The 12,564-nt window shown below is 50.1% G+C and carries 10 protein-coding genes and 1 riboswitch; of the genes, 6 read left to right on the top strand and 4 right to left on the bottom strand.

Annotation, left to right across the window (positions count from 1 at the left end; all coding sequences use genetic code 11):
• Nucleotides 1–89: 89 nt before the first annotated feature.
• Both F7P81_RS02800 and F7P81_RS02795 read right to left on the bottom strand, forming a co-directional pair.
• Nucleotides 90–1,016, bottom strand: coding sequence for an alpha/beta hydrolase (locus F7P81_RS02800; protein ID WP_151158487.1), 927 nt, complete (start codon nt 1,014–1,016; stop codon nt 90–92).
• Nucleotides 1,017–1,065: 49 nt separating this feature from the next.
• Nucleotides 1,066–1,701 carry an NAD(P)H-binding protein gene (locus F7P81_RS02795; protein ID WP_151158486.1) on the bottom strand — a complete coding sequence of 212 codons (636 nt, stop codon included), beginning with the start codon at nt 1,699–1,701 and terminating at the stop codon, nt 1,066–1,068.
• Nucleotides 1,702–1,812: 111 nt separating this feature from the next.
• Here F7P81_RS02795 and F7P81_RS02790 point away from each other — a divergent pair, with 111 nt between their 5' ends.
• The 4 genes from F7P81_RS02790 (at nt 1,813) to F7P81_RS02775 (ending at nt 6,441) form a co-directional block, all read left to right on the top strand.
• On the top strand, nt 1,813–2,727 hold the full coding sequence (locus F7P81_RS02790; RefSeq protein ID WP_151158485.1) for a LysR family transcriptional regulator: 915 nt from the start codon (nt 1,813–1,815) through the stop codon (nt 2,725–2,727).
• Nucleotides 2,728–3,051: 324 nt separating this feature from the next.
• A complete protein-coding gene (locus F7P81_RS02785; RefSeq protein ID WP_246176020.1) occupies nt 3,052–3,966 on the top strand; it encodes a DUF3313 domain-containing protein in 915 nt (304 codons plus the stop codon).
• A gap of 439 nt (nt 3,967–4,405) precedes the next feature.
• Nucleotides 4,406–5,077: a response regulator transcription factor gene (locus F7P81_RS02780; protein WP_022711047.1), complete on the top strand. Its 672-nt coding sequence runs from the start codon at nt 4,406–4,408 to the stop codon at nt 5,075–5,077.
• A complete protein-coding gene (locus F7P81_RS02775) occupies nt 5,074–6,441 on the top strand; it encodes a sensor histidine kinase (protein WP_151158484.1) in 1,368 nt (455 codons plus the stop codon). Before F7P81_RS02780 ends, F7P81_RS02775 begins: the two co-directional genes overlap by 4 nt.
• A 734-nt stretch (nt 6,442–7,175) precedes the next feature.
• On the opposite strand, the gene F7P81_RS02770 is transcribed toward F7P81_RS02775, so the two are convergent.
• Together F7P81_RS02770 and F7P81_RS02765 are read right to left on the bottom strand one after the other, a co-directional pair.
• A complete protein-coding gene (locus tag F7P81_RS02770) occupies nt 7,176–7,790 on the bottom strand; it encodes a class GN sortase (protein ID WP_151158951.1) in 615 nt (204 codons plus the stop codon).
• Nucleotides 7,790–10,036 carry a marine proteobacterial sortase target protein gene (locus F7P81_RS02765; protein ID WP_151158483.1) on the bottom strand — a complete coding sequence of 749 codons (2,247 nt, stop codon included), beginning with the start codon at nt 10,034–10,036 and terminating at the stop codon, nt 7,790–7,792. The genes F7P81_RS02770 and F7P81_RS02765 overlap by 1 nt, the downstream gene beginning before the upstream one ends.
• A 167-nt stretch (nt 10,037–10,203) precedes the next feature.
• Between F7P81_RS02765 and F7P81_RS02760 the strand changes: the two genes are divergently transcribed.
• Together F7P81_RS02760 and F7P81_RS02755 are read left to right on the top strand one after the other, a co-directional pair.
• A complete protein-coding gene (locus tag F7P81_RS02760; protein WP_151158482.1) occupies nt 10,204–10,971 on the top strand; it encodes a helix-turn-helix domain-containing protein in 768 nt (255 codons plus the stop codon).
• Between the two features lie 300 nt (nt 10,972–11,271).
• A riboswitch (cobalamin riboswitch) is annotated at nt 11,272–11,486 on the top strand.
• 100 nt (nt 11,487–11,586) lie between these two features.
• On the top strand, nt 11,587–12,558 hold the full coding sequence (locus F7P81_RS02755) for a DUF1852 domain-containing protein (protein WP_075654335.1): 972 nt from the start codon (nt 11,587–11,589) through the stop codon (nt 12,556–12,558).
• Nucleotides 12,559–12,564: the final 6 nt, after the last annotated feature.

Here is a 12,564-nt window from a genome sequence, read left to right as displayed (position 1 = left end):
GTATTTTTCAAAATTCCAAAGATTTATATTGCTGAGCACGGACTGTAACATTCATCAGGATTGTGACGTTAGAAGCCGCCTGAGCGTGCTTAGAGATTTTCCTTGTAGAACGGAACGAGCTTGGCGAGTGCCAGTCTGACCGGTTCTTCCTTGTCATACAGGTCGTAATGCGACCAGCCTTCGAGAACCACAAGCTCCTTCTGTTTGGAGGCTGCGCGCTCAATAATCTCGCAGCCGTCGCGATAGGCGCCGAATGCGCCGACCTTATCACCGACCACAATGCAAAGCGGCTGCGTCAGGAGTACTTCCGCCAGATGAAAGGCATCCCAGCCCACTGCTGCTGCCTGATGCGACAGGAGCGAGCGGTTCAGACCGTTGGGCTTTTGACCACGTGGTGTGCGGTAATAATCAGTTGCCTCCAGCGGATCGCGATCAGTGATGCCTGCAGCGCGGGCTTCCTCAACAGAATTGGCAAGCAGATTGTCAACATGAAGCTCTGCGCCGCGCGCTTCAGCTGTACGCTGTCTGGCCATTGCTTCCAGCGCGGCGATCGGATTAAGGGCAGTGAAATTACCGCGCATCAGACGGCCATAATTCGCGCCGGTAACGGTGCCAACCGCCTTGATGCGGCGCTCAGTCATTGCAGCATTGATTGAATAGCCGCCGCCACCACAAATGCCGAGTACACCAATGCGTTCTTCGTCGACATAAGGAAGCGTCACAAGATAATCGGTAACATGGCGGAAATCTTCGACACGCAGTGTCGGGTCTTCGATAAAGCGAGACTCGCCGCCGCTTGCACCCTGAAAGCTTGCATCAAAGGCGATGACAACAAAGCCTTCTTTGGCCAGCGCTGCGCCATAGACATTGCCCGAGGTTTGTTCTTTGCAGCTTCCGATCGGGTGTGCGCTGATGATGGCCGGATATTTCTTCGTTTTGTCGAAATGCGGCGGGAAGTGGATATCGGCGGCGATATCCCAATACATATCGTGATTGCGGATTTTCACGGTTTCCATGATGTGATCTCCTTAATTCCGGAGGCGAGTGACATTCTCACTGGCCGGTTTACATGAAGGCAGGTTTGTCACCACCGGTGTTTGGTTTGTTAATGCCGATATTGCGGTTGCCAAGTGCACCGGTCGTTTCGGCTAGATTCACGACCAAGGCAGCCACGCTTTTGCGTGAGATCTCCGTGCCTTTAAAAGGCTCGTGGCGCTCAGTTGTTTCATACGTAACTTCGTCTGCATCGGTCAGCCAGGCAGGGCGCAGGACAACATAATCCAGACCTGATGCCTCCACGAGATCGGCAGCCTTGCGATATGGCGGTAAATATTCACCGATTTCCCGGTTGTTCCACGAACCGAATTGGCCGGGTACTTCGTCATAAATGCCAAGCGTTGTGCAGAAAATCAGCTTCCGCGAACCGGCATCTTTCATGACGGTGATAATGGCTGCAGCTTGCGCATCGACATCTCCGGCAAGGTTCGCATAAACGACATCCTGACCGCTCACGGCATCTCTCAGCTTGGCAGTGTCGTGAACATCGCCCTCAATCACACGGGCATTGTCAGGAATATCCCGACTAAGCTTCCTCACATCGCGAAGAAACAGCGTCATCTCTGTGTCGCCGCGTTCTGCCAACATATCAACCACATGCTGTGCGATCTGACCGCTTGCGCCAAGGATTGCAATTTTCTTCATTATTTTGCTCCGTATATTCATTTCATGAATTTAACATAATCCACTCGACCTAACGGAAAAATGGGAGCATCCTTCAATCAGTTTGAAGCTGTAATTCATAATGAGCGTATAATGGATCGTAATCTTCTGCCTGCTCTTGCTGCCTTTGCGGAGGTTGCCCGCGAAGGGAACTATACTCGTGCGGCTGGTCGTATCGGTATTTCGCCATCGGCTTTGTCGCAAACGATCAGAATGTTAGAGCAGCAGCTCGGCGTTCGTCTGCTTAACCGGTCGACACGCTCGGTATCGCTGACAGATGACGGCCGGAAATTACTTTCCCAGATCGAACCGGGTCTTGCAATGATATCACATGCGGTCGTCGCTGTCGGTGAGGCACGCGAAAAGCCAAGCGGTGAAATCCGACTGAATGCGCCGCGGGTTGCCACGCATCATTTTATTGAGCCGTATCTCGGAGAGTTCGCCCGCCGGTATCCTGAGGTTCGCGTTGAGTTATTTGTCGATGACGGGTTAGGTGACATTATTCGGGAAGGTTGTGATGCGGGTATTCGCCTGCGTGAAAGTGTGATAGATACGATGGTTGCAGTGCCGGTCACTCCGCCGGTTTCTCTTGCCGTGGTTGGTTCACCTGCTTATTTTGCAACTAATCCTCCGCCGAGAGTGTTCAGGGATCTGACACAGCACAATTGCCTCGGTTTTCGTCTGTCGGGTAGCGGAGCTGTATTCCGCTGGGAACTGACCGATCCGCTTACAGGGGAGGAAAGGCTGTTCCAGCCTGCCGGAACATTCGCCACGAATAATGATGATGTCATGCTGAATGCTGCGCTTCAGGGAATAGGTCTGGTGATGCATCTGGACTTTGCAGTCAGCCAGCATCTTGCATCCGGCGCTCTGGTGCGCGTGATGGAAGATTGGTGTCCGCCCTTTGATGGTTTCAACCTCTATGTTCCCTCACGGGATCAGATGCCTGCAAAACTGCGCGTTTTCGTTGATTTTTTGGTTGAGAAGCGGCGGCAACTGGAGCGATAGAGCAATATGATTGAGCGCATTGCGTAAATCTGTAAGCAAATTGAGGATAAACTGTTTATTGTTCGGGAATTTTCAAATCGCTATTAACAATATTCCGGTCAGAATTATTAAATATACTGTAAGAATGATTAACATAAGAGTTATGTACATTGTGCACCTGTTCAATTTTCTTGAAAAAGAACATCGGAACATTACCGTAATATTACGATATTTGTAATGAAATCACTCAAAGAAAATTCATTGTTATAATTTGCGTAATGTTGCCGCAAGGTACAAAAGTCAGGTTGCTCCCCGAATTGCTGTTTAAAAGCGGGGTTACCGGTCGTGCGGAGCAACAAAATAAATTTCGAAAAAACAATAGCTTGGGCGTTACAAAAAAATACATCAAACTTGATAAAATATTTTCCGATTATCGTCCTGTTAAGTGGTTGTGCGAGTGTTCCCTTAAAAGAGGGGGGTACTCTTACTTCCTATAGTAATTTAAGTGAGCCGAAAGGAAAGTTTGCCAAGAAAAAACTTTACTTGAATTTTGGCGTGTTAAAAAAAGTAAGAACCGTAAGTATATTTCCGACGTCCTTTATAAATTCTGCTGAACGGCGCGTTGATAAAGTACAGGACAGAACCCTGCTGGTAAATGCGATTGATCGCGCTGTTTGCTACACTCTGAGTGAAAAATATAAAATTGTTCCTACCGGTGAGCCGGCTGATCTCACAATCCGTACCGTTATTACCGATGTTGTGCCTACAAAGTCTGGTATTGCGGGCGCTGCAAAGGCGATTTCTATCGGTACAGCCATTGTCTTACCTGTAGGGGTTCCGCGATTGCCGTTCGGGCTGGGCGGACTGGCTGTTGAGGCGGAGGCTACGGATCCGCAAGGGGCTCAGGTTGCGGCAATCGTCTGGTCGAAGGGGGCAAACTCATTCACCAGTGAGGCGCGTGTGTCGCAGGTGGGGGATGCCTATGATTTGGCTGCGGCTTTTGGTTCCGAATTTTCCAGACTGATTATCGAGGGTAAAGAGCCGGGTAATTTTGACCTTGGTTTGCCGTCCGGATATGAAATTCGCACAAAACTGGGCGGAAGGCCGGGATCGGTTCTTTGCGAAAATTTCGGTCGTCAGCCGGGTGTTTTGGGGGCGATCGGCGCTTCATTGGGAGCGCCTCCGTCATGGACGGATAAAGGCTCTAAATCCCTCTCTGCGCCAAAACAAAGCAGCCTGTCTGCGCAAACAACTCCCTGACCGGCATGACTATTTATAGCTTGGCACCTGCCACGTAACGTTGCCGTAATGTTCAGGCCGGATTGGTCATATGCTGACATATATAAACTTATTGAGGATATTATGCGTAATTATTTTGCGATAGGTCTCCTGATGGCGCTGATGGGCTGCGAGACGACAGACTATAGAGGCCGTTGTAACGAATACGGATTTCTTCCCGGAACAGATGCCTATGCGCAATGTGTGCAGCGCTTGGATATGTCCGACAAAGACCATTTGAGAAGGGCATATCCGCCTCCGGCATATGGTGTTTCCCGCGGGGATCTTCTCTAGTTCCGGTTGTCCGTTTTTACTGACACGTTTTTTAATGTGGTAAGCTAAGCGGCTCTGAAAACATGCTAAAAACTTTGGTGTTCGCAATGTGCAATCAATTTGACTCTGATCATATCAATGGCGGCTCATGCATATTCTGATAGTAGAAGATGATCGTGAATTGGCGGCCTCGCTGAAGGCTATGATGGAGGCATCCATTGGTGTTGCGGACACATTTGACACCGTTGCAGATGCAGAATCTGCTTTGCTTGCTTTCAAATTTGATCTGGCAATTATCGACCGTCATCTTCTGGATGGTGACGGTCTGTCTCTGCTGCCCACTTTACGGCAGCTTCGGCCGCGACCAGCTACCCTGATATTAACAGCATTAGATGATCCGGCTGATATTGTTGCGGCTCTGGATAAAGGCGCGGATGAATATATCAGTAAACCATTTGAACCAATGGAGCTTATTGCAAGAGCGCGGGCTGTGCTTCGCAGATATAATCTGGATGAGACCGGATGCACGCAGTTCGGCAATTTATCATTCGATCTTATCAACCGTTCCGCTATGGTTGAGGGGAGTATTATGAATACGCCAAGACGTGAGCTTGCTATTTTAGAGGCGCTCATCAGACGGGCGGGGCGTGTTGTCCAGCGTGATAATCTGGAAGCATCCGTTTATGGCCTTGATGATGAACTGGGCTCTAATGTCATAGATTCCCATGTGTCGAGACTGCGGCGGCGTCTGCGGGAGGCCAAGTGTAATGTAACAATACGCACTATACGCGGTATAGGTTACATGATGGTGCAGGAATGAAATTTATGCGCTCCATCGCTTTTCCGGTTGTCGTTATGCTTGTTATCGGCATGGCGCTGATGATGACAATCAGTACAATATTAACACTCACGTTTTTATTGTTGTCTTCGGATACGGAGGGGCGGCAAACTGTACCGCTGGATATTCTGGGAAAACTACTGCAGTCCAGTAAGTCCTATACGCCCTCAGGTCAGTTAAAACTTAATATTGGCGGCATATCTGCCGATATTATTGGTTCTGCAGAGCAGCAACCGGATTTTTGGTATTTGCTGAGTGACGGAACTCAGACGATAACCCATGGGGTTGTACCCCCGTCTGTTCAAAAAGCACTTAATACAGTTTCTGATCAAATATCTTCATTTCAGTTTCATTACACAACGGGTGAAGTAACCTATCAAGGCCTGCGCCTTGTTGATGACGCCAATCCTCAGGCATTTGTTGTGCTGGGCGGTGTTTCATTTACCGGAGTGCAAACAATTTTCGTTGCATTATGGGGGATAGGCTCTCAGGGCTTGTATCATTTGCTTGGGGTTGTGCTGGTCGCTACGGCGACGATTGCGGCGATAGCGGTTAAGCGTGTCATTGCATCGCCTGTAAGAAGGGTTGTAAACTCTGCGGAAAAGATTGACGGTCTGCCCAATGGCCGCAGTATTTCAGATCGTGATACTCCCTCGGAATTAAAGCCGATGGTTGCTGCATTTAATACGGCTCTGTCGCGTATTGATGATGCGTTTGAAGCGCAGCGTTTTTTTCTTGCCAGTGCATCGCATGAGTTGCGAACGCCGTTGACCAAGCTGAGAATAAAACTTGAAAAGATAGAAGAGCCGGCAATACGTGATGTTCTGATACGCGATACGGCGCGTCTGGCTTCAATCGTGACGACTTCTTTGCAACTGGCGCGATTATCCGGCCAGTCATTGGCATTTGCTCCGGTTGATCTCGCGCATGCAGCCCGTCAAATTGTTGCTGAGCATGTTCCGGCTGCTCTCAGGCAGGGCGTGGAGATTGAGTTCAAAGCACCTGAAGAACGGATAATCATTTCGGGCTCAGAGGCGGCGCTTCGGGTGGCGCTGGATAATTTAATCATGAATGCGCTGTGCCATGCGCAAGGAACAGAAATGCTGGTGATCGAAGTGCTTCATCCTTGCATATTGCGTGTTACTGACAGGGGGCCGGGTATTCCCGATGCAGAGCGGAGCAGTATGCTGAAGCCTTTTGTGAGAGGGGCGGGTACTGCGGTTGAAGGGGCGGGGATGGGACTTGCAATTGTATCCCAGATTATGAGCGCCCATAATGGATCTGTTGCATTATCCGATGCGACTGGCGGGGGATTGGTCGTGAGTTTGACCTTCCCCGCAGGTTAAGCGATTAATATCAAAGTGAATCTATTCTCGATATTATAGCTATGGCGATTGGCCCCCATAGTAAAGATACGGGTATGATCGTTAAAAGCATAAAATTTATTGCGGATCTGATCTTTTTGTAAATCATAGACTTAATCCATTTGTTGAAATGGATTTGTCTGTGATTTCGTATGATGGCGTGGAAATCTTGTGATTGTTTACAATATTTGCAAGGCAAATTCCGATGAATATTACGAAAATTTCGAATGGTTTTTCATAGAATTTTCTTGATAATTTTCTTTTCAAAGAACATCTCCATCTTTATGTCACCTGCTTTTAGGTGAAGCATCGAATTGGAGTGATGTTTAGAATTCGACTGTTACGGTAACATTACCTCTTTAAAACCAGCTCTTGAACTTGAAACAAGCGGTTGTGATCGACAGAAATATGGGGGGTGAGAAGGAAGTGCAGATTAGGTTTATTATGCTCCAAGAGCTAAATTGCCGGAGAAAGCGGGAGAGGTTTCCCATTTCTGTACCCGGCGACATCCCAGTCGATTTTTGCCTGACCGGCGCCGACAATATCCGATCAGATGGTTGATGCTTTAGCGTGCCAAAGTCTCAGGATAATTACAACTTGTTGAAATGACGGAACATTGTTGTGCTGTGAACAGATCCCATCGTTCATTCAAAAAACATAAATGTTAAGCTTGTGCGTAATCCCCATGAAAATTGCTTGTCTGCAGCAATTTCAAATCACTGGATTGAAGTGGCATAAACGAGATAACGAAACGGCCCTTGGGTAACCGCATCAAAGGGATAGCAGGTTGCAAGAACCAACTGAGAACCCGCTGCATGGATATCGATCTGCGCTTCATCCCAACGCGCAACACTCATTTGCGTGGCACGATAGGTATAAGTTTTACCGTCAGTGCGGGTAATGCGAATAAGATCGCCTTTCTTAATATCTTTGAGAAAAGCAAAATGCGTGTCGCGGTGGGCGGCATAAACGGCAGTTCCTGTCTCACCGGCTTTGGGTGTGTTCTGGAGATGACCGGGCCCAAAAGCCAGAGCTTGTCCGCTTGCACCATTGAGAGCGATTGCTGATGCAGCCAGACGCGGCGCTTCGATACGTGCTACCGGCCACGTGTCCGCCCATGCCCAAGGTTTAACCTTTTCACCTGTTGCAATACTCTGGGTGAAAGCACGCTCAAGAAGGAACTGAGCTGCATAGGCTTTTGCATGAATCCACAGCCCCTGACTGAGAAGAATAAGGCCGCAGGCCATCACCGCAATCGACAGAAAGATGAGTGGGGAGCGCACGAAAGTGCGCCCCTTTGCCTTTGTATCTTCTGCAACAAGAATACCCATCATGCATTCTCCTTGCGACGTGCCAACCAGAAGATGAGAAACCCGATAAACATAATGCCTAATCCCTGAAGCATATTCAGCATTGCCGGAGTTGCGGTTTGCGGCAGTGACATGACGGGTGCCGGAATATTCGGTGCGGCAGTACGGTTCTTGCCTCGAGCCAATATCTGCTCTTTGCCTGCATCGGCATGATCAAGCACGCTGCGGTCTGCACGAATACCGAACAGTGTCTCAAAGTCCCAACCAGCAGGAAGCTGCAAAGGAATGTCGGCGCGGGTGAGCGGGGTATTGGCTGGGCGGCTCGGTGTCTGATCGACGGCAACAAGACTTGTGAGACGTGTTACCAGATGATGCTCTAATGCGAGGCTGAGGATACGCGTATCGGCTGCCAGCTCGGTGATCTTGCCGAGCTTCATGTCCACTTCAGCATCGTCGATCTTGCGACGCGCCCAGATCTTGGAAATACCTTCCGCCGGACTGGCTGCATCAAGCGGCAGGGTCACTGTCCATGGACGGCTTCCGACTGTGCCTTCAACCGTCATCGTACCGCTGACCTGTTTGGTACGTGCAGCGAGCACCAATGGTTCACCCTGATAAAGATCAGGAAGCAGACCCGGCGTCAGGCTGATACCCTCCTGTGAGAAACTGGTTTTTACATTGGTAACAACCGGACTTTCGAGTTTATCGAACAGTTCACGCATGCGCTGGTCAACTTCTTCCACCGCGCCGATATGTGTGAAGGTGCCACGGCCAAGTTCAGATGCCTTGTTCATCAGATAGGTGTTGGGCGCCGAGCCGATACCAACCATGAAGAGACGGGAGCGGTCGCGGCGGGATGCAATGACATCAAGCATTTGTCGTTCATTGCTGATCTCGCCATCGGTCAGAAACACGATCTGGCGCAAGCCATTCTTTTGGTGGCTGTCATCAAGTGCCGCGTGCAAAGCAGGCAGCATTTCTGTGCCGCCTACCGCTTCAAGCGCAGAGACATAGTCGCGTGCATTGGTAATATTGAGCGCTGTGGCAGGAACAGAGTCATCGAAAAACTTGGTCAGCGTGTCATCAAAACGAATGACGTTGAAACGGTCGGTGGGTTTTAAGCGGGAGAGGGCATAATCGAGACTGGCTTTGGCTTGCTTGATCGAAGTACCACCCATCGAACCGGAATTGTCGATAACAAAGATGATTTCCCGTGTTTCATTCACAGGGCTTTTGATGCGCGGCGGGGTTATGTAGGCCAGCAGATAATTGTCATTGCCAACATGTTCACGAAACAGGCCGACGGTGGGCATTTCGGATTCAGCAGCCTGCCATTCGAGAACGAAATCACGATCAGCCGTGGCCTTGCCATCCAGAGTAATTGTTGAGGCCAGTTCGCCATGCTGGTTGATCTTAACAGGATGATAAAGGCTCTTAATATTGGCAGCGGGGAAACCGGCTTTGAGATTGATAGTGATTGTCACCGGATTAATGCGGTCTTCATCCGGCATAATCAGGGGTGTTTCAATGGGGCCATTGTCTGAACTTTGCGCTGGTTTTGTTTTCTGCTGCCCCCAGCCGCCCTGCACATCTGCGGTTTCAACAATTGGGTCTCTGTTTTCAGGATTATAGCGCGGTGCAACAACAAGCGGCACACGCAGAGAAAAGCGATTATCGCTCAGGCGAACGGCCTGCTGATATTCGATCTGAATGACAAGTTTTTCATTCGGACCAAGATTGGCAACCGCATTGGTGAAGATGTTGGGGCGCTGTTGTTCGATAAGAGCAGCCTTCTTGCCTTCGCTTTTCGCCTTCTCATAGATTTCGCGCGCGGCTTGTTTTTCCTTGATGTCGGCAACAATAACCCTGTCGCCGACAATCATCTTCAGGGAGTAGACAGCACTGTCTTCAGGCAGAGGAAAGACATAAAGCCCTTCAACCCAGCCATTGGTCGGATTTTCAAAAACCTGACTGAGACGGGCGCGGGCGGTGGGGCCGCTGACATCAATGTTGAAATCACTGGCAAGTCGTGGTGCTTCGATATATTGGCCGGCTTCACCGCTTTGCAGCAGCAGGCTGCCGCTTTGCACTGCATTCGGTGTTACATAGGCTGGCTGTTCAGCACGGGCGGAAGCCACGTTGAGAAGCGAAAGAACAACGGCCAGGATTGGCAGTAATAGCATATTCACAAACCAGATGAATTTGCAGAACTGAGACAGGCTGATTGCCCTTGCGTTGTTGTGAGAGTGTCTGATGGCAGGCGACATTATAAGCTCCTGTATCTGTCGGATAACTGGAGACAATTTGCGCCGGAGTGCTGTTTCCTCACCAGCGTAAGCTTTGCCAAGTTTTGTCCGTACTTTGCCGCAAGCCACCTTGCAGGCTCCGCCTATGTGTGGAATTGTGAAGGAAAATACGGATTCAGGAAGTTCTCATGTCTCAGCACGATGCGGTTTTGTCCGATCAATTGAATCTCCGCGTTGCTGAACGTGTGCGTGAGGAGATCGCGCGTCGCAGGATTTCGCGCCAGCATCTGGCTGATGAAGCACGTATCAGCCTCTCGACACTTGAAAAAGCGCTCTCAGGGCACAGGCCTTTCACGCTTGCGACGATCATCCGGCTTGAGCAGGCGATGGGATTTGAACTGCGCGATCAGGCGGAAACAGAAAAGCCAAAGCCTGCTGCTGCCAACGGACATGCGGCGGAAGAACTTGGTGCCTATTCACGCGCTGCCGTTTCCTGGCTTGAGGGAACATTCCTCACGCTTCGTCCTTCTTTTGGTAATAGCAGCGATATTTTTGCTTATTGCACGGACATCGTCTGGGATGCCGGAAACACACATCTGAAATTTGAAGAACGCGAGCGTACCGACGTGTCATTTTCGCAGCATGGATGTGTCTCCGTTCCGCATCTCTCAGGTCATGTCTATCTTGTGACCAATACGTCCGGACAATACCGCATGGCGGTGCTTTCGCGCCCGAGTATCGCAGGTGAAATGTATGGTATTCTCACGACATTGCGTGCAGGGCAGGGCGCACAACTGACGCCGGTATCCGTGCCTCTGGCACTCATCCCGATAAGAGTTTTTGAAGCGCCGGTTTTTGGACGAATTACAACCGCAGATCATGTCTATGATCAATATGCGCGTTTCCTTAACAAGACGCTTGGCGATGGCTATGCAAGTTTTGTGATGCCGTCATAATCGGGGCTAAGGATAATCTATCCCTCTCATTCTGTACGACCAAATCAATCGCAGCGGAAATCGGTATTACAGCAAGACAGCCTGAGTCATTGCATCGGGTGGATAGCGGCTGCGGCGGATCATAAGGCATTGCCAATCTGGTGCTGCTTATGTGCGGGCTGTCTGCTTTTCTCCTGATGTCGTTTTAGCTTGCAATGGTTCAGACCTGAATGGTCTTCGCTCGCGCAGGTGTGTCCACACTTTGAGACTTGGAGATATAAAAATATCTTTATGTGCGCTTGACACTTCGTTGCGATTGCAGCTAGGTAGAGATGCCTAGGTTCTCCGGTCGTTGCCTGCAGCGTGCCGGAGCTAAGAGGGAAGCCGGTGCTCCGTATTATGCGGAAAAGCCGGCGCTGCCCCCGCAACTGTAAGCGGCGAGCTGACGTCCAGCATGTCACTGGGATTTAACCCGGGAAGACGGACGGAAGCGATGACCCGTGAGCCAGGAGACCTGCCTTGGCGAAAGAACGTCCACGGGCGGGGTGTCCCAGTGTGCCGTAGCGGAGGCCGCATCGCGGCCTGTACTGCTATGTGTCCGCAGACCCATGCCCCCCAACTCCATTGGGGCAGAATATGTCGCAGAACTTCAATTTCGCTATCAAGAGCGTTCCGTTTAACGAGGATTATCTTCCCTCGGAGAATACGCGCATCACCACCAATTTTGCCAATCTGGCCAGAGGCGATCGTCGTCGTGAGAACCTCTGCAACACCTTGCGGATGATCGACAACCGGTTCAATGCTTTGGCGCATTGGGATAACCCCAAAGGCGATCGCTATTCGGTCGAGCTGGACATTATTTCCGTCACGTTGGGGATTGCTGGCGATGAATTCCCGCTGATTGAAATCCTCAAGACAACCATTGTCGACCAGAAAACCAATGAGCGCATCGACGGTATCGTTGGAAACAATTTCTCGTCCTATGTGCGTGATTACGACTTCAGTATTGTTCTTCCCGAGCACAATCAGAACCAGCCCATATTCAGCATTCCGGCCAATTTCGGCGATCTGCATGGAAAACTTTTCAAATCTTTCCTGCGCTCAGAGACATATGCATCCCACTTCGGCAAAGCGCCCGTCATTTGCATCAGTGCTTCGACCAGCAAGACCTATCATCGCACTGACAATCATCATCCCATAATGGGCACAGAATACCGGCAGAATGAATCCTCGTCGACAGATCAGTATTTCGCAAAAATGGGGATGCAGGTTCGCTATTTCATGCCGGCAGGCAGCGTTGCGCCTTTGGCTTTCTATTTTATCGGCGACCTGCTTGGCGATTATTCCAATCTCGAGCTGATCAGCACCATCAGTACGATGGAGACGTTTCAGAGAATTTATCGGCCTGAAATCTATAATGCCAACGCTGCTGCAGGCGCGGTTTACCGGCCGAATTTGAAGCACGGGGATTATTCGCTGACACGCATTGTCTACGATCGTGAAGAGCGCAGCCGGTTGGCTGTGGAGCAGGGCAAATTCACCGAGGAAAATTTCATCAAGCCATACCGGACCGTTCTCGATCAATGGTCCGCTTACGACGTCGCCTGACTGAAA

It is taken from the genome of Pseudochrobactrum saccharolyticum (assembly GCF_008801715.1).
In the GTDB taxonomy this organism is placed as follows: Bacteria; Pseudomonadota; Alphaproteobacteria; order Rhizobiales; family Rhizobiaceae; genus Pseudochrobactrum; species Pseudochrobactrum saccharolyticum.
The sequence above is the reverse complement of the archived record's forward strand: the minus strand, read 5'-3'. Positions and strand labels throughout refer to the sequence as shown.